16 protein-coding genes and 1 tRNA gene are annotated in these 15,778 nt (G+C 62.0%); 7 read left to right on the top strand and 10 right to left on the bottom strand.

Annotated features, from left to right (window positions below; all coding sequences use genetic code 11):
- Window positions 1–103: 103 nt before the first annotated feature.
- The 3 genes from dld to gloA are packed head-to-tail and all read right to left on the bottom strand — an operon-like array spanning window position 104 to window position 2,817.
- Window positions 104–1,804 (bottom strand): D-lactate dehydrogenase, encoded by a 1,701-nt coding sequence (gene dld / locus G6N82_RS04110; RefSeq protein ID WP_165193986.1) that lies wholly within the window; start codon window positions 1,802–1,804, stop codon window positions 104–106.
- Window positions 1,785–2,240 carry an acetylacetone-cleaving protein gene (locus G6N82_RS04105; RefSeq protein ID WP_165193984.1) on the bottom strand — a complete coding sequence of 152 codons (456 nt, stop codon included), beginning with the start codon at window positions 2,238–2,240 and terminating at the stop codon, window positions 1,785–1,787. Before G6N82_RS04105 ends, dld begins: the two co-directional genes overlap by 20 nt.
- A gap of 4 nt (window positions 2,241–2,244) precedes the next feature.
- Window positions 2,245–2,817 (bottom strand): lactoylglutathione lyase, encoded by a 573-nt coding sequence (gene gloA, locus G6N82_RS04100; RefSeq protein WP_165193981.1) that lies wholly within the window; start codon window positions 2,815–2,817, stop codon window positions 2,245–2,247.
- Window positions 2,818–3,524: 707 nt separating this feature from the next.
- Here gloA and G6N82_RS04095 point away from each other — a divergent pair.
- Window positions 3,525–4,367, top strand: coding sequence for a hypothetical protein (locus tag G6N82_RS04095; RefSeq protein ID WP_165193979.1), 843 nt, complete (start codon window positions 3,525–3,527; stop codon window positions 4,365–4,367).
- Between the two features lie 291 nt (window positions 4,368–4,658).
- Here G6N82_RS04095 and G6N82_RS04090 read toward each other — a convergent pair.
- Window positions 4,659–4,734, bottom strand: a tRNA-Val gene (locus G6N82_RS04090).
- Window positions 4,735–4,823: 89 nt separating this feature from the next.
- On the opposite strand from G6N82_RS04090, the gene G6N82_RS04085 reads away from it, so the two are divergent.
- A complete protein-coding gene (locus tag G6N82_RS04085; RefSeq protein WP_165193977.1) occupies window positions 4,824–5,801 on the top strand; it encodes an asparaginase in 978 nt (325 codons plus the stop codon).
- Between the two features lie 3 nt (window positions 5,802–5,804).
- Here G6N82_RS04085 and G6N82_RS04080 read toward each other — a convergent pair whose 3' ends face one another.
- The 3 genes from G6N82_RS04080 to fmt all read right to left on the bottom strand — a co-directional run bounded on the left by G6N82_RS04080 (window position 5,805) and on the right by fmt (window position 8,695).
- On the bottom strand, window positions 5,805–6,914 hold the full coding sequence (locus G6N82_RS04080) for a zinc-binding dehydrogenase (protein ID WP_165193975.1): 1,110 nt from the start codon (window positions 6,912–6,914) through the stop codon (window positions 5,805–5,807).
- 129 nt (window positions 6,915–7,043) lie between these two features.
- The gene (gene truA, locus G6N82_RS04075) at window positions 7,044–7,793 is read right to left on the bottom strand and encodes a tRNA pseudouridine(38-40) synthase TruA (protein WP_165193972.1); all 750 of its coding nucleotides are present in this window, start codon (window positions 7,791–7,793) and stop codon (window positions 7,044–7,046) included.
- Window positions 7,790–8,695, bottom strand: a complete 906-nt coding sequence (gene fmt, locus G6N82_RS04070) for a methionyl-tRNA formyltransferase (RefSeq protein ID WP_165193969.1) — start codon at window positions 8,693–8,695, stop codon at window positions 7,790–7,792. Before fmt ends, truA begins: the two co-directional genes overlap by 4 nt.
- A gap of 53 nt (window positions 8,696–8,748) precedes the next feature.
- On the opposite strand from fmt, the gene recR reads away from it, so the two are divergent.
- From recR to G6N82_RS04045, 5 genes are all read left to right on the top strand, one after another.
- On the top strand, window positions 8,749–9,345 hold the full coding sequence (gene recR, locus G6N82_RS04065) for a recombination mediator RecR (protein ID WP_165193967.1): 597 nt from the start codon (window positions 8,749–8,751) through the stop codon (window positions 9,343–9,345).
- A gap of 35 nt (window positions 9,346–9,380) precedes the next feature.
- The gene (def, locus tag G6N82_RS04060) at window positions 9,381–9,953 is read left to right on the top strand and encodes a peptide deformylase (RefSeq protein WP_165197947.1); all 573 of its coding nucleotides are present in this window, start codon (window positions 9,381–9,383) and stop codon (window positions 9,951–9,953) included.
- A 60-nt stretch (window positions 9,954–10,013) separates the two neighbouring features.
- Window positions 10,014–11,357 (top strand): DNA recombination protein RmuC, encoded by a 1,344-nt coding sequence (gene rmuC, locus G6N82_RS04055; RefSeq protein ID WP_165193965.1) that lies wholly within the window; start codon window positions 10,014–10,016, stop codon window positions 11,355–11,357.
- Entirely contained in the window at window positions 11,354–11,977 is a 624-nt protein-coding gene (locus G6N82_RS04050; protein ID WP_165193962.1) for a hypothetical protein, read from the top strand. Before rmuC ends, G6N82_RS04050 begins: the two co-directional genes overlap by 4 nt.
- Before the next feature lie 134 nt (window positions 11,978–12,111).
- The gene (locus G6N82_RS04045) at window positions 12,112–14,217 is read left to right on the top strand and encodes a hypothetical protein (RefSeq protein WP_165193960.1); all 2,106 of its coding nucleotides are present in this window, start codon (window positions 12,112–12,114) and stop codon (window positions 14,215–14,217) included.
- Here the strand turns inward: G6N82_RS04045 and G6N82_RS04040 are convergent.
- Genes G6N82_RS04040 through G6N82_RS04030 form a run of 3 tightly spaced genes read right to left on the bottom strand, consistent with a single transcriptional unit; the run spans window position 14,214 to window position 15,747 of the window.
- A complete protein-coding gene (locus tag G6N82_RS04040) occupies window positions 14,214–15,083 on the bottom strand; it encodes an RNA methyltransferase (RefSeq protein WP_165193958.1) in 870 nt (289 codons plus the stop codon). The two genes, G6N82_RS04045 and G6N82_RS04040, sit on opposite strands and share 4 nt — an antisense overlap.
- A complete protein-coding gene (locus G6N82_RS04035; protein WP_165193956.1) occupies window positions 15,047–15,325 on the bottom strand; it encodes an HPr family phosphocarrier protein in 279 nt (92 codons plus the stop codon). Before G6N82_RS04035 ends, G6N82_RS04040 begins: the two co-directional genes overlap by 37 nt.
- Complete coding sequence (locus G6N82_RS04030) at window positions 15,322–15,747, bottom strand: PTS sugar transporter subunit IIA (protein ID WP_165193954.1); 426 nt, start codon at window positions 15,745–15,747, stop codon at window positions 15,322–15,324. Before G6N82_RS04030 ends, G6N82_RS04035 begins: the two co-directional genes overlap by 4 nt.
- Window positions 15,748–15,778: the final 31 nt, after the last annotated feature.

Below are 15,778 nucleotides of genomic sequence, written 5' to 3'. Positions count from 1 at the left end.
GAGTGGTCCTCTGTGCATTTGGTCATCGGGATGCTGGCCCGGTGCCAATTTCCAAGCTTATTCCAGTTTTCGGCATTCTCAAAATCACCCCGGTGGACATCTGTCATCCAGCCCAGTTCAGGCTGCGCGACGTGCGACCGATCCCCGGATTGAGCGAGTTCGTCGGATCAAGCTCACGATAGAACCGAACGACGTGCTCCGGTGCCTCGTAAAGATGGCCGAAATTGTGTTCGGCCGGCATCTGCCCGCCCCGGGCTTCCACCAGTGCCTTTACGCCCTTCTCGAATGCGGAGGCGCGAAAGCCCGGTTTCAGCACGTAGTCGAGATGGAAGACGTGGCACATGAAATGGCCATAGATCGCCCGATCCTGCACCTGTCTCTCCAGCTCGTCGGGAAGTTCCACCAGCCAGTCGACGGTGTCGCGCGGCAGGGCGATATCCAGAGCCGCCAGTTCGCAGCACCCATCGGAAAGGTCGCGCATCCGCACGGTCGCGCCCGCGCTGGCGAACCGCAGACGGAAAGCGGCATCGGCCTCAGCCTTCGACATCGGCAGAAAGTTCGCGCCAGTTGACGCAAAGGAGGTTCGCAGCAGCTCCTCAAGTGGTGCGATGCCACCATCTTCCGCCGTGACGAGGAGCACATGTTCATATGCCTGCATGAACTTTTGCACCAATACAGGCAGCGGATGCCCACCGAGGTGGGACAGCTTTTGCGAAACCCGTCCGGCCAGGTGATTGCCCAGCCCAACCCGCCGACCAATACCATCGACCCGCTTTTGCAAGTTCAGCATGCGCGGCATCGCGGCCGGACCGAACAGGGCAAGCGTCTGGCAGATGTCGCGACCGTGGCTGGCGGCCAGTTGGCTGGCACTGCGATGCATGTATTCGCAGACCGTAGGGAGCGGGTCAAGGTGGTCGAGCATGGCCCTGCGCAACCGGGAAAAATGCCCCACCGAATTGGCGCCAACGATGAAGCTGCGTTCGCGCTTGGGCGCGGGGAATGTCGGGACACGTACAGCGAAGACGACGAGCTTGCCCGCACAGCCCGATGCAGCGTGCAATCGCCCCGCGTCCGCGTTAAATCGCGCGGGTGTCGGCGCTGCCTGCCTCAGGTGATCGGCATAGTCGAGGGGCTGAATACTCCGCCCCATCGAGTTGAAGGCAGTGAACTCTTCCTCAATTCCGGTGTCGCCACGATCAAGGGCGCCGAGAATTTCTTCCGGCGTTTTTCCGAGATCGCGACCAAGCTCGTTGTGCAGCCGAAGCCCACCGTCGGCAGCGATCCGCGCAAACAGGCTGTACCGGGTGAAGGCCGGACCGCGGCGCACGAGGGCACCACCCGAATTGTTGCATATGCCACCGACCACAGACGCGCCGATGCATGATGATCCAATAACCGAATGAGGCATGCGACCCATTGGCCTGATGGCCCGCTCGAGACCCGTCAGTGTGCTGCCCGCAAGGCAGATCGCCTCCTGCCCCTCCATCAGCAGCAGGACCGCGGTGATACGCGTGGTGGAAATCAGCACTACAGGCCGGTCATAGTCGCCATATGGCGTAGAGCCCCCTGTCAGCCCGGTGTTTGCCGCCTGCACGATCATGATGACGCCGTGGCTGGTGCAGGTTTCGGCCGCACGCCACAGCTCCAATAAAGTTCCTGGACGCACAACCGCGAGCACGGGACCACCACCAACCCTGTAGCCCTTGCTGTAACGGTCGGTCCGCTCCTGGTCGGTGAGAAGATATTTCCGGCCAACCGCAGCGCGGAGGTCGCGGATCAGGTCTTCAACCAGATTGGGCTCCATCCCAAGCCGCCTGCACCACGTCCCACGTCACCAACGCATGGGTGGTGCCTCCCGGCGCGTCTACGAACTGAAGCGGGCCAAGGAATGTCATGTAGAATTCGCTGTCGACAGGAAAGTAGGTCTTTCCGTGAAAGGCACTGGTCGCCTCGTACCCGTAAGCGGGCGCGGTCACTGTCTCGCCTCCATCGTCTGATCCACCGCGAACTTCCATGCGGCCCTTGGTCAGAAAATATTCCCCTGGACCTATGTGATGGTGGCTGTTGAACGATGATCCGGCTGGGCAATCGAATATCGCTGCCCACGATCCAAGCTCGGGTGCCACGTTGAGCAGCTTCCAGCGGATACCGCCGGCGCTCAGGGCGTCGGGGAACGGAACCCAGCCAATCTCATCCAGTTGCACGGCCCGACCTTCGACAGGCGAGAAACGCTTCTTCATTGCACTATCCTATCCGTTGCTTTTCTTTCTTGCTTTCATCTGTCCCGCAGATCAGCGCGCTGTTCGCGGGATTGAGAATTTCGATCCAGTAGCCATCCGGATCCTTGATGAAGCCCAGGCCCTTCATGTTGCCGTCGTCGGGCTTCTTCACGAACTCGACGCCCAGCTCTTCGAACCTTTTGCAAGCGGCATCGACATCGGGGACGGCCAATCCGATATGTCCGAAACCGCGCGGGTCGGAGTTGCCATTGTGGTAGGGTTCGTCGTGATCGTTCTCTGTGCCGTGGTTATGGGTCAGCTCCAACATGGCAGGCATGCCGAAAGCATACTTGAGGCGTCCGTCGGCATCGGATGGCAGGTCTTCTTGGGGCGAAACGTAGCCAAGAAAGTACAACGTGAAGGCCATCTCCGGAAAGGGTATAGCCTTCACCAGAGTCATGCCGAGGACATGCTGGTAGAATGGAATAGATCGCCCTGGATCCTTGATCCGCAGCATGGTCTGGTTGAAAACGAAACCACGCGTCTCTGGGGGCGCGCGAGTATCGCCTTCAGGGCGCTGTTCCGGCAATGGTTTCATGACCTCTCGCTTTCACCCGAACCGACAAAGGCAGTGCTGATCTTGCTAAGACGACCTTATGCAAAATCCGTTCAGGAGACTTGCCCATTCCTGCACATTCGCGCGACCACATGCGCAACATGGCGAGTTGAATCTCCGATCTCCGCCATCACTTCGTAGCTGAGGCTACCGACGAGACCGGGCCATGCCTGCTTCTTGGATGTCTGTGATGGCCTTCGAAAGACCGGTTTTGGGGCGCAAAGGCGACGTTCGGCAAATCAGCATCAATTGTGCATCGAAACAGCATCATTTCCGCATCAAATCCGCAATGCATCCTCCGACCTCGATTTCGGCCTACGGAGAAACTACCCACAAGAGCGACCTTGGTTCGAAGACCAAATCCGTCTCTAGCTCGGCCAACGAGCTTTCGAGATTGTAGGTAAATATAGGAAATATGCCGGCAAACTGGCAGTGTACTATCCTACTGTAATTGTGATCCAGTAGGAATAGTGACTGCGTGGTGGGCAGTAACGCGTTCGAACCGCAAACCCTCTCGCTTGATGCACCATCTTATGCACATCAAGACACCATCAGAGCCCCCGCTAATCACGACAATGTCGGACGAAGCGACCCTTTTAAGTGCGGCTCAGGCAAGAAATACAAGAAATGCGGTGGGTTGAACTGAACCGTACGTGTCGTAGGGTGCGCGCCTCATCGGAGTGACGTGGATGGCGAACGACCGGCAGATCATAGGGAACATCGGCGTCTATCATGTGGCGCGCGAGCTTTCCCGTCTGGGCTGGAACGTGATGTTGACGGTCAGAAACGCCCGCGGGGCTGACCTCTATGCAGTCTCTCAGTGTGAGACGATCGTGCATCCTATCCAGGTCAAGGCAAACGGCGCAGAACCAAACGACACTCAACTTGGCCTGAAACCGGAAGCGCTTGTCACGCCTTGGTGGGTCTTCGTCATCCGCGCCCTTTCAGAGGATCCGATCTGCTATGTCGTGTCGCTGGACGACATTCGCTCGCGGATGACACGCGACCCTGGAACACGTTCGGGGAAACCAGAGTCTGACCGCGCCTACTGGTTCGATCGCCGCTATTACAAACCCGGGTCGGACCGTGAGCTCGTAGATGCCCGGGAGGGGTGGGCTTGTCTTGGCAATCCGAAAACTCTCCTACCGGTCGCCGGTATCGAACAGGACTCCAACCCGTTCAGCACCTCTCCATCGGAACAAGGGGCAGCTACTCCGCTCGTCTTTTTGAACGATGATGAAGGGTTTATCACCTGGCGTGACGCGCACACCGATGGGTTCGTGCTCAACATGCCCAATCCGAGCGTAAGCAACAAAAGGTCGTTTCAGCTGCACCATGCAAAATTGCACAGTGCTGCCTGTCCCTTCATCCGAGGCGACCGAAATGGGGAGAAGCCCTGGACGTCAAATGGATACTTCAAGGTCTGCGCCGATGCCTCGGCAGATATCGAACAATGGCTCGCATCGAATGTGGACTCGCCCGAAGGCTGGCGGGCGCCTCGTTGCCAGTCGTGCGGAGGCGACTGGCACTAATTTATTCCATGAGTTTGGAGGGCTTTGCGACCCTAATTGGGCCGAGCACCGCCGGCACGGTACCGCTCAGCAAGCCAGCATCAAATCCGCATCATTCCTGCAATGCATCCTCCGACCGCAAAATTTCCGGTCAGAGAATCAGCGCCAGTTGCTGTGCTTGGTCTGACGACCAAAAGCGTCTCTATGCAGATTCGTAAGTTATTGAATTCACGCGTATCGTTCGGAAATACGGCGAGAATTTGATTTCTCAAATACCCACTAACATATTGGTTTTAAAGAGAAAAGACTGCGTGGTGGGCGATGACAGGCTCGAACTGCCGACCCTCTCGGTGTAAACGAGATGCTCTACCAACTGAGCTAATCGCCCGTTCCGATCAACGGAGAGGCGCTATCTAGCGCAGAATTTGCCAAAATCAATTGCCGATTGGCCTCGCGGGGCGCTAGGCGTGCGTCTCTATGGTCAAACACGTCAAGGTATTCGCCACCGGCGGCACGATTGCAGGCATCGCGGGCTCTGCGATCGCGGCCGACTACAAGGCCGGCCAGATCGGGATTGACGAATATCTTGAGCAGGTTGGGGGGCTGGGGCTCGATGCCGAATTGTCGGGTCGCCAGATCGCCAATATCGATTCAGCCAATATCGGCCCGGCCGTTTGGAACGAATTCCACCCGGCGATCGTCGCTGCACTTGGCGACGACCAATGCGACGGCGTGATCGTGACGCACGGCACCGATACGCTGGAAGAGACCGCGTTCCTGCTCGACCTCACGCTTCCGCCGAACAAGCCGGTGGTTGTGGTGGGTGCGATGCGGCCTGCCGATGCGGTGGGTTATGACGGCCTGAGGAATTTCGCCAACGCTGTACGGGTGGCGAGCGACCCGGATGCTGCGGGGCGCGGCGTTCTGGTGGTGATGGGCGACCGCGTGTTTGCCGCGCGCGATGTCCGCAAGGTTCGCACGCGCGGTACCGACGCCTTTCGCGGCTTCCCGCGCGAATCCGTGGCCCTCGTTACCCCGGCCTCGCTCGACTGGTTCGGTGCGCCCTGGCGAACGGACCCGTCCGCCCAATTTGGCTGGTGCGATGATCTGCCCGAAGTGCCGATCCTTTATGCCTATGCCGGAATGGAGCCGGACGCGCTGGCATGCATGGTTGGCGAAAAAACCCGCGGGATCGTGCTTGCCGGGATGGGGGAAGGCAATATGCCCGAAGCTGTGCGGCAAGAGTTGGTGCAATTGAGGCGCGGCGGCGTGATCGTGGTGCGCGCCAGCCGCGCCGATGAGGGGCTGGTCGATCGCGAGCCGGAAGACGACGCCAACGGCTTTGTCGCGGCAAGGGCGCTCAATCCGCAGAAGGCGCGGATATTGCTGCAATTGCTCGTCGCCAATGGCATCACGGATCCCGCTGCGGTGCAGTCGGCCTTTGATGGGCGTTAGAAATCAGCTCCACGGCGTGACGAGGTATTTCTCGCCGGTCTTCATCGCGCGATAATCGGTCACCGCGTCCTTGGTCAGCATCTCTTCGAGGTTTACCTTGCGCTTATAGCTGCTGGCGAAAGTGGTGGTGAGATTGTCGAGCACGCGCTGACGCATTCTTAACACCGTTTCCATGCCTGCCATCTGCAGGAACGGAGTGAGCAGCCAGCCCGACAGCGTCCAGCCAAAGCCATAACTCGGCGTCAGGATCGTCGGCCCCAGATCGAGCCGGCCATAGATGAACATGCGCTTCTGCTGGTTCGAGCCATAGCGGCTGTACTCGGTCATCTTGCTCACTGCGACCTGCTCCATGGCCTTGAACACATTGTCCACCGCCTGTCCGCCGCCGATCGGATCGAAGCCATAGAACGCGTCGGTCGCGGCGATTGCATCGCGCAGCTGCTTCATGAAATCATCGGCTGAGGAATTGACGACGTGCTTCGCTCCAAGTCCCTTCAGCATCTCGACATACTCTGCCTTGCGCACGATGTTGACCAGCTCGATCCCGTCTTCCTGGCAGATCTTGATCAGCATCTGGCCAAGGTTGGACGCGGCCGCGGTGTGGACGATCGCCTTCTGGCCATCCATCTTGGCGTTCTCGACAAAGCCCAGCGCGGTCATCGGGTTGACGAAGGCGCTGGCGCCGGCTTCCGCCGAATGGTCGCCCAGCGGCAGGCACATCGCAGCATCGGCAATGCAATACTGGCTATAGGCGTTGCCCGGCACGCAGGCGACGCGTTGACCGATCAGCGCCTTGGCATGCGGAGCATCGCCGGTCGCGACCACTGTACCCGCACCCTCATTGCCCGCAGGCAGCTTTTGCCCGTGGCGCGCCTTCGAACCGGTGTTGAACGGCTCGGGCAGCCTGGCGACATATTTTCCGGGTGAATATTCGGCATTCTCGAGGTCGGCAGCGCTGGTCAGGATCGCAAGGTCAGACGGGTTGATCGGGGCTGCTTCCATCTTCACCAGCACCTGGCCGCCAGTGGGTTCGGGGAACGTCACTTCCTCGATGGCAACGGTGAGCGTGCCATCGCTTTCGAGCGTGGTGAAAAGCTGCTTGCCGGTGGTCATTGTGGGTTTCCTCTCTTGTTCGTCATTGCGAGGAGCCGAAGGCGACGCGGCAATCCAGGTCGTCGCGCGATACCGCTCTGGATTGCTTCGCTACGCTCGCAATGACGAGAAGAAAAGGCTGACGTTACGTCAGCTTGCGCCGGGATAGATAGCCTCAACGAAGTAGAGGCCGTTGGGCGGGGCATTCAAGCCCAATTCCTGCCGGTCACGCGCGGCGAGCGCCTCGGCCACCTGTTCCTCGCGCCAGGCGCCCTGGCCGACGAGCTTGAGGCAGCCGACCATGCTGCGCACCTGGTGATGCAGGAAACTGCGCGCAGCGGCGTGGATGCGGATTTCCTCGCCAATCCGCTCGACATCGAGCCGGTCGAGCGTCTTGACCGGGCTTTCCGCCTGGCAATGGACCGAGCGGAAGGTGGTGAAATCATGGCTACCGACCAGCGCCTGGGCGGCGCGGTGCATGGCATTTTCATCAAGCGGTTGAGCGACTTGCCAGGCGCGGTTGAGATCGAGTGTGAGCGGCGCGCGGCGATTGACGATGCGGTAAACGTAGCTCCGCCCGATGCAGCTGAACCGCGCGTGCCAGTCATCTGGCACCACCTCGCAATGCGTTACTGCGATGGGATCGGGCCGCAGGTGCGCATTGAGCGCCTCCATCAGCCGGAAGGGCTCGATCGACTTTTCGATGTCGAGATGGCTGCGCATGGCGAGCGCGTGAACGCCGGTGTCGGTCCGCCCGGCGCTATGGAGCCGCACTTCCTCGCCGGTCACCGCCAGTGCGGCTTCCTCTACCGCCTGCTGCACGCTGGGGCCGTGCGACTGGCGCTGCAGCCCCATGAATGGCGTGCCGTCGAATTCCAGCGTGAGCGCGAACCGGGTCACGAGAGGATTGTGCCTTTGGCGACTGTCCGCCCGCGCAGGAAGTCCGCGCGGTCCATCGCCGGTTTGCCCGCGCGCTGGAGCCTGACGGGCCTTATCGCGCCCGAACCGCAGGCGATCGCGAAGTCCTCGTCCAGCACTTCGCCGGGCACGCCCGAGCCCTGGGCCAGTTCCGCTCGCAGCAGCTTCACCCGCTCTCCTTCAAGCTCGAACCAGGCACCGGGGAAGGGCGCAAGTCCGCGCGGCAGCCGCTCGATCTCCTCAGCGGATCTTGTCCAGTCGATCCGCGCCTCTGCCTTGTCGATCTTGGGCGCATAGGTCGCCGCGCTATCGTCCTGCGCCACCGGCTTGTGGATCGCGAGATCGCGCAAGGTGCCGACCATCAGCTGCGCGCCAATCTCGGCCAGTTCCTCGGTCAGTTCGCCGGTGGTCTTGGCATCGATCGGCGTGCGGACTGTCGCCAGCATCGGTCCGGTATCGAGCCCGGCCTCCATCTGCATGATCGTCACGCCGGTTACTTCGTCGCCCGCCAATATGGCGCGGTGGATCGGCGCAGCGCCGCGCCAGCGTGGCAGGATCGAGGCATGGATGTTGAGGCAGCCAAGCCTCGGCGCATCAAGCACCGGCTGCGGCAGGATCAGGCCATAGGCCGCGACCACTGCAACGTCGGCCCCAAGCGCGGCAAACTCCGCCTGCGCCTCGGCACTTTTCAGCGATGTGGGGTGGCGCACTTCGATACCCAGTTGCTCGGCCACCTTTTGGATCGGCGAGGGCTGCAGCTTCTTGCCCCGGCCTGCCGGGCGTGGCGGCTGGGTATAGACGCACACGATCTCATGCGCGGCAGCATGCAGTGCTTCGAGCGCCGGCACGGCAAAATCCGGTGTTCCCATAAAGATTATGCGCATGACGTGGGGTGCGGGCCTTTCTCGATCACAGTGAAGCCCCTATCTGTCGCGCCATGGCATCGCAAGAGATCGAGGCATTGGCCAGCGCATTGGCGCGGCTTCCGGGTCTTGGCCCGCGCAGCTCGCGGCGCGCGGTGCTGTGGCTGGTGAAGAACCGCGAGCAGGCACTGCCCGCGCTGCTCGGTGCGCTCACTGCGGTGCGCGAGACGCTGGTCGAATGCGACACCTGCGGCAATGTCGATACCAAGAACCCCTGCGGGATATGTGCCGATCCGCGCCGCGATGCGAAGTCGCTCTGCGTGGTGGAGGATGTGGCGGATTTGTGGGCGCTTGACCGGGCGCGGCTGTTCACCGGGCGCTATCACGTGCTGGGCGGGCGGCTCTCTGCGCTCGACGGGGTGCGGCCGGAGGATCTCAATATTGCGGCGCTGCTCGCTCGGGTGGAGCGGGGCGGGATCGACGAGGTTGTGCTGGCGATGAATGCCACGCTGGAAGGGCAAACCACTGCGCATTACCTCGCCGAGCGGCTGGAGCGCTTTCCGGTGCGGATTACCCAGCTGGCGCATGGCCTGCCGGTGGGAGGGGAGCTCGATTACCTCGACGAAGGCACGCTGGCGCAAGCGCTTCGCGCAAGGCGGCCCGTTGGGTGATTGAAATCGGCGCTGCGCCGGACTATTTCCCCAACATGGCTATTCGCGAAATTCTGGAAGTGCCGGACCCCCGGCTGAAAGTGGTGTCCGAACCCGTCAAGGACGACGAGTTCAATGACGAGCTGCGCATGCTGGTCGAGGACATGTTCGAAACCATGTATGACGCGCCTGGCATCGGCCTTGCCGCGATTCAGGTCGGCGTACCCAAGCGCCTGCTGGTGATCGACCTGCAGCCGGAAGACCCGGATGGCGAGCCGGTGGAATGCCATCACGATGGGCACAAGCACACCCATCCGGCGACCAAGAAGGAACCGCGCGTGTTCGTGAACCCGGTGATCGTCGATCCGGCGGAAGAGCTCGCCACCTATCAGGAAGGCTGCCTTTCGGTGCCAGAGATCTACGCCGATGTCGATCGCCCGGCGACCTGCACGGTGCGTTACCAGGACCTCGACGGCAACCATCACGAGGAAAAGATGGAGGGGCTGATGGCCACCTGCATCCAGCACGAGATGGACCACTTGGAAGGCATCCTGTTCATCGATCACCTGAGCCGCCTGAAGCGGCAGATGGCGCTGAAGAAGCTGCAGAAGCTGCGCGCGGCGGCGTAAGCTGCGAGAAACCCTAACTCGGCACTAGCGTTCCTGCTCCGTTCCGCATAGAACAGCAGGATGGATCCAGCAATTCTCGGCATAATCGCGCTTGTCCTTGGCCTCGCAATCGGGGGCGGGGTGGGCTGGTTTATCGGCTCGCGTCCGGTGCAAGATCTCGCGGCGCGGCTGAAAGATGCGGAGGCCGAAGCGGAGCAGCAGGAAGGCGAATTCAAGCGCGCCATCGCAGAACTGGGCGAAGCGCGGATCGAAGTCGCAACGCTCAAGGCCAATGCCTCCAACTTCGACAAGCAGATGGGGCAGATGCGCGAGGCCCGCGAGGAAATGCTCGCGCAGTTCAAAGCGCTTGGCAGCGAAGTCCTCTCGCGCAGCCAGGAGGAATTCCTGAAGCGCGCGGAAGAACGGCTCGGCCATTCCGAAAAGGCGAGCGAGGAAAAGCTGAAGGCATTGCTCGCCCCCGTTGGTGACCGGCTCAAGAGCTATGAGGAACAGGTCAAGGCGTTGGAGGAAAAGCGCGTCGATGCCTTCGGCCAGCTTGCCGGGGTGATCGAACAGATGCGGCAGGGGCAGGAACAAGTGCGGCGCGAGGCCCAGCGTCTGGGCAATTCATTGACCAACGCACCCAAGGCGCGGGGCCGCTGGGGCGAACGCGCGCTGCAGAACCTGCTCGAACAATGCGGGCTAGCCGAACACACCGATTTTCAGCTGGAACAATCGATCGAGACCGAAGATGGCCGGCTGCGCCCCGATGCGGTCGTGCGCATTCCCGGCGGCAAGATGCTGGTGATCGACTCCAAGGTTTCGCTCAACGCCTATCAGGAGGCATTCGAGGCGGACAATGACGAAGCGCGGGCGCGCGCCATGTCCGAGCATGTGCGTTCGATGCGCAACCATGTGCAGACGCTGGGTGCGAAAAGCTATCAAAGCCAGTTCGAAGACGCGCCCGATTACGTCGTGATGTTCGTGCCGGGCGAGCATTTCGTCGCCGCCGCGCTTGAGCACGATCCGGACCTGTGGAATTTCGCCTTCGACAAGCGGGTGCTGCTGGCAACCCCGACAAATCTTGTCGCCATCGCGCGCACCGTGGCGCAGGTCTGGCGGCAGGATGGGCTGGCGCGCGAGGCGCAGGAAATTGGGCGGATGGGGGCCGAGCTTTACGACCGGCTTGCGACTGCTGCCGAGCACTTGAAGCGCGTTGGCGGCGGGCTGGAGACTGCGGTCAACAATTACAACAAGTTTGTCGGCAGCTTTGAGCGCAACGTGCTCTCGTCAGGCAAGCGATTGGCCGACAAGGGCATCGAGATCGGCAAGCGCGAGATCGAGGAGGTCCCGCTGGTCGAGGCTGCCCCGCGCTACACCAGCGACGACCTGCTGGCCGACGGGAGCAAGGAAGCGGCGGAATGAGGCTCGCCATCGCATTGGCAGCGCTCACGATGGCGGCACCGGCGCAGGCCGAGCATCTCTATCCGCGCGACGAATGCGGTTCGGCCGAAGGCGCCGAAAGTTTCCGGTTGAAGCTCGCCACCGCTGTTGCCAACCGCGACGAGGCGATGTTGCAGCCGTTGGTCGCGCCCGACATCAAGCTCAGTTTCGGCGGGGATTATGGCTGGGAAACGATGCGCGAATGGCTGCGCGATCCCAATATTCGCCTGTGGGATGAACTCGACAAGGTGCTCGCGCTCGGTTGCTCATCCCAGGGTGGGGATAATCTTTCGATGCCGTGGCTGTGGGGACAGGATCTGGGGTTTGACGACCCATTTTCGACCTTCGTCGTGGTGGGCAAGGATGTGCCATTGCGCGCCGCGCCGGAGCCTGGTGCGCCGGTCCTGCGCCGCCTGAACTGGGAAGCGGTCCAGCTGCTGGAATATCCGGAAGATGGCGGCGATATCGTGCGCATCCTGACCCGGCAGGGCGAAGTCGGCTTTACCGATTTCGCTTCGCTTCGCTCTCAGATCGACTATCGTCTGCTGGCTGAACGGCAGAATGGCGAATGGATCATCCAGTATTTCCTGGCGGGCGACTGAACCGGGCAATGCCGGCCTTCCTTGCCGCTTTCGTCAACCTCTGATACGTCATCGCCTGACGACGGGTCGCCTATTCGTGTCAGGGAGATCGCCACGCGCCAGAGAGCGCCGGGCGAAAGGGACGGGAGGCGAATGTGCTGAAACAGGTTTCCATCGCGATGGCCGCTGGCTGTGGTTTGATTGCCATTGCTGCAGCGGCCCAGCAGGCCAACACTCAAACCATAGGCACGGCGCAAACCGAAGTTGTCCGCCCGGCGGACCTGACGGTGCAGGTGCCGCAGGATGCGATCCTGCTGAAGGAACGCAATACTACCGAACTGCTGCAACGCGTGACGGTCCAGCGGCGGCTCAATGTGCAGGCGGTGCGCGCCCAGCCGGTGATCCAGCTCAACCAGGGCACGGCCGACATGGCGCCAGTGCTGCAGAACCGCGACTCGCCCATCAATTTGGCCGAGCGCCTGCGGGCGCGGCCCCAACTCGCGACTGTGAGCGCCGACAGCTTCGAAGTGGCGGAGATACCGCAGGGGATCGTGGTGCGCCAGTTCCTGGCCTATTCGCTCAAGTCAAACGTGTGCAGCAATCCGTCGCAACGCAGCGCGCTGGCCCAGCAAGGCGTCGAATGCTTTACCCGCAGCACCCTTGCCGAGCGCACCCGCGCGGTAACAGCCGGTGCCGCCACCGCCCGCTTCGTGGGTGACCAGGGGCAACGCCGCCGGGCGCTGGCCGAAGCGACGCAGGCCGAAACGCAGCAGCGTGCGCAGATCGATGCCGATATCGCCCAGTTGCGCAGCTATCTCGCCAATCCGGCGCAGCGCGCACAGATCGTGGCACAGGTTGGCGAGCAGGAGGCGAACCGGCTAGCCGGGCTCAGTGACGAGGCTTTGCAGGAAGCGATCGTCAACACCGCCGATGTCGAGGTGGAAGAGGTGATGTTCGTGCCCAACCTCGAGGCGCAGGACCTGCAGATCAAGGCGCGACCCACATTCGGCAAGCTGGCGCAGGCGCAAACCGGCGAATTCCAGCTCGCGCGGATATCGCAGTTACGCGATGCCGAGGATGCGCAGATGCCGCCGGCCCCGAGCGGGCCGCAATCGCTCCGCCCGATCCCCGGCCCGATCACCGGTGCCACCGACCTCAGAGGCCCGCAACAACTCGATATCTCGCAGAATATCGCGATCGACCGGGAAACATTCCTGACCGGTTTCACCCTGGGCCGCACCTATGAATGGCGCCGGCGCGTGTCGGTAACGATCGCCTGGTGCCTGCTGGGGTGCAAACGCACCTATTACATCGAGCCCTACGCCGGGCTTAGCTATGGCTTCGGCCTGCGCTTCCCGGTGCGAATGCAGGGAACCTATCAGTATCGCCATCAGAATGGCGTTGAACGCGCCGCGTTCGTGCCGCAATTTGCGACCTTCAACGGCGGTGCCGCGGATTACCAGCAAGCCGGGCTTTCGAATTCCCAGCTATATGGGGGGCAGGAACTGGTCGCCGAGGCAGAAGTTTATGCCGGGCTGCTGTTCAAGCTACCAGCCGGCCATCAAGGCAGCCTTAGCATTCCGGACATCGGGCTCGACCTGACCGACCGCCTCCCAGCGCCATTCCAGAATGGTCAGTTCGCGCCGCCGGCGCCAGGGCAGACCACGCCGCCGGTCATCCGTACCTTCGATACGATCGATTTGCTGATGAATCGCGGCAATTTCGGCGTAGTTGGCGCGCGCGTGCATCCGGCGGTGAAGTTTGAACTTTTTTCCAACGGATTGAGCTTTGTGCTACGTGACCATGTGGCGGGCAGCCAGAAGGTGATGAATGCTTCGGGCCAGGCCTATCCGCTGGCCGTCAACGACAGCCATTACAGCCGCTTCACCGTCAGTGATCCGGTCTACAATCTGGGTTTCCAGATGACCCCCGGGCTGGTCGGGCGGTTGTTCGTCGATATCTCGGTCTGGTCGAACCATTGGGACTGGCCAGTGTGGTTCCCGCAATTGACGGTGAAACTGCCGCCCAGCGGTGCCAACTTCACCTGCCATGCCGGTACGCAGTGTGGCCATCAATACAAATTACGTGCCGATCACTGGCGGCCTGCACCCCGGGCGAGCACCAGCACGCGCCCTGGTTCCGGGGCGCCGCCGGCACGGACAAATCCGCCGCGAGCCGATATACCGCCGCCTCCGCGCGCCGATATTCCGCCGCCGCGGGCTACGACACCGCCGCCGCCGCGCGCCAATCCGGGCAGTTAGGAGTGTGACGCTGGGCTGGCGCCTTCCAGCCCGGCCAGCACTTCATAGGCGAGCACTGCTCCGGCCACCGCTGCGTTCAGACTATCGGCCCGCCCGCGCATCGGCATGGTGACGCGCAGGTCGCAGGTGGCCTCGTATTCCTCCGGCAGGCCCTGCGACTCATTGCCGACCAGGATGAAGCACGGCGCCGCATAGGGCGCACCGCGATAGGGCACGGCATCGCGTAGCGAGGCGGCAACCAGCTGTCCTGGCCCTGAACGCAGCCATGGCAGGAATTCCTCCCAACGCGCCTGCGCGATCTGCTGGGTGAACACCGCGCCCATGCTGGCGCGCACCGCCTCAACGCTGAAGGGATCGGCGCAATCGTCAATCAGGATCAGCCCGCCTGCACCCACCGCATCGCCGGTGCGCAGCATGGTGCCGAGGTTGCCCGGATCGCGCAGGGCTTGGGCCACCAGCCATATCGATGCGGCGCTCCGGTCAAGCGCGGCCAGCGATGTGTCGAACTCGGCAAAGACGCCCGCCACCGCTTGCGGGTTGGCCTTGCCGGTGATCTTTGAAAGGATTTCCGGCGTCGTCTCGATCACCTCTCCGCCCGCCGCCATCACGTCGCGCTCGAGCGCTTCAAGGAGCGGGTGCGGATCTCGCGCGTCGCTCAGCACCAGCAATTCGGGAAGATGGCCGCATTCGCGCGCGTCGGTCAGTAAGCGCAGCCCTTCGGCAAGGAATGTGCCGGCCGCTTTGCGGTGCTTTTTCTCGCGCAATGATCGCAGGTATTTGACCGTGGGATTGGAAAAGCCGGTGATCTGGCGGCGTTGCGGCGATTGACTCACTCTTCGCCGAATCCGTCTTCGATCATCGCGCATAGCTGCGCGAACACATTCTCTGCATCATGCCCTGACACGATAAGTTCGACCTGATCGCCCTTTGCCGCGCCCAGCATCATCAGGCCCAGGATCGAGCCTCCTGCTGCTTCATTGCCGTCCTTGGCGACGCGCACATCGGTGCCGTCGGGCAACGCGGCTACCGCGCCGACAAACTTGGCACTGGCGCGGGCGTGCAATCCGCGCTTGTTGACGATAGTGAGCGTCTGCCGTAGTTCGCTCACGCGCGCGCCTCTTGCGGGGCAGCCTCTTCGCCCAGGAATTCGCTAGCGACGGTGATGTAGTTGCGGCCGGCCGTTTTCGCAGCAGCCACCGCATCGACCACGTTCATCGACTTTCGCGCGCCGGCCAGCCGGATCAACATCGGCAAGTTGATCCCGGCAATTACCTCGACATGGCCGCGATCGAGGAGCGAGATCGCAAGGTTCGACGGAGTGCCGCCGAACAGATCGGTCAACACGATCACGCCTTGGCCCTGATCGACCTTGGTAATGGCATTGGCGATGTCTTTGCGGCGCCGCTCCATATCGTCATTGGGGCCGATGCAGATTGTCGCGACAGCCTGTTGCGGGCCGACGACGTGCTCCATGGCGTCGATGAAATGCTCGGCAAGGTGGCCGTGCGTGACCAGAATCAGTCCGATCATGAGATTATGCCGGGTCCGTTAAATACTGCGG

Origin of the sequence: Altererythrobacter sp. BO-6 (assembly GCF_011047315.1) — a bacterium.
Taxonomy (GTDB): domain Bacteria; phylum Pseudomonadota; class Alphaproteobacteria; order Sphingomonadales; family Sphingomonadaceae; genus Erythrobacter.
Note: the sequence above shows the minus strand (reverse complement) of the source record. Positions and strands in the feature narration are given on the sequence as shown.

What these genes read in the sequence shown, in the direction of transcription:
- G6N82_RS04095 (WP_165193979.1), top strand. Translation starts at nt 3,525, where the DNA reads ATGGCGAACGACCGGCAGATCATAGGGAACATCGGCGTCTATCATGTG.
- G6N82_RS04105 (WP_165193984.1), bottom strand. Translation starts at nt 2,240, where the DNA reads ATGAAGAAGCGTTTCTCGCCTGTCGAAGGTCGGGCCGTGCAACTGGAT.
- G6N82_RS04085 (WP_165193977.1), top strand. Translation starts at nt 4,824, where the DNA reads ATGGTCAAACACGTCAAGGTATTCGCCACCGGCGGCACGATTGCAGGC.
- G6N82_RS04040 (WP_165193958.1), bottom strand. Translation starts at nt 15,083, where the DNA reads ATGCGCGATGATCGAAGACGGATTCGGCGAAGAGTGAGTCAATCGCCG.
- def (WP_165197947.1), top strand. Translation starts at nt 9,381, where the DNA reads ATGGCTATTCGCGAAATTCTGGAAGTGCCGGACCCCCGGCTGAAAGTG.
- rmuC (WP_165193965.1), top strand. Translation starts at nt 10,014, where the DNA reads ATGGATCCAGCAATTCTCGGCATAATCGCGCTTGTCCTTGGCCTCGCA.
- G6N82_RS04080 (WP_165193975.1), bottom strand. Translation starts at nt 6,914, where the DNA reads ATGACCACCGGCAAGCAGCTTTTCACCACGCTCGAAAGCGATGGCACG.
- recR (WP_165193967.1), top strand. Translation starts at nt 8,749, where the DNA reads ATGGCATCGCAAGAGATCGAGGCATTGGCCAGCGCATTGGCGCGGCTT.
- gloA (WP_165193981.1), bottom strand. Translation starts at nt 2,817, where the DNA reads ATGAAACCATTGCCGGAACAGCGCCCTGAAGGCGATACTCGCGCGCCC.
- fmt (WP_165193969.1), bottom strand. Translation starts at nt 8,695, where the DNA reads ATGCGCATAATCTTTATGGGAACACCGGATTTTGCCGTGCCGGCGCTC.
- G6N82_RS04050 (WP_165193962.1), top strand. Translation starts at nt 11,354, where the DNA reads ATGAGGCTCGCCATCGCATTGGCAGCGCTCACGATGGCGGCACCGGCG.
- dld (WP_165193986.1), bottom strand. Translation starts at nt 1,804, where the DNA reads ATGGAGCCCAATCTGGTTGAAGACCTGATCCGCGACCTCCGCGCTGCG.
- G6N82_RS04030 (WP_165193954.1), bottom strand. Translation starts at nt 15,747, where the DNA reads ATGATCGGACTGATTCTGGTCACGCACGGCCACCTTGCCGAGCATTTC.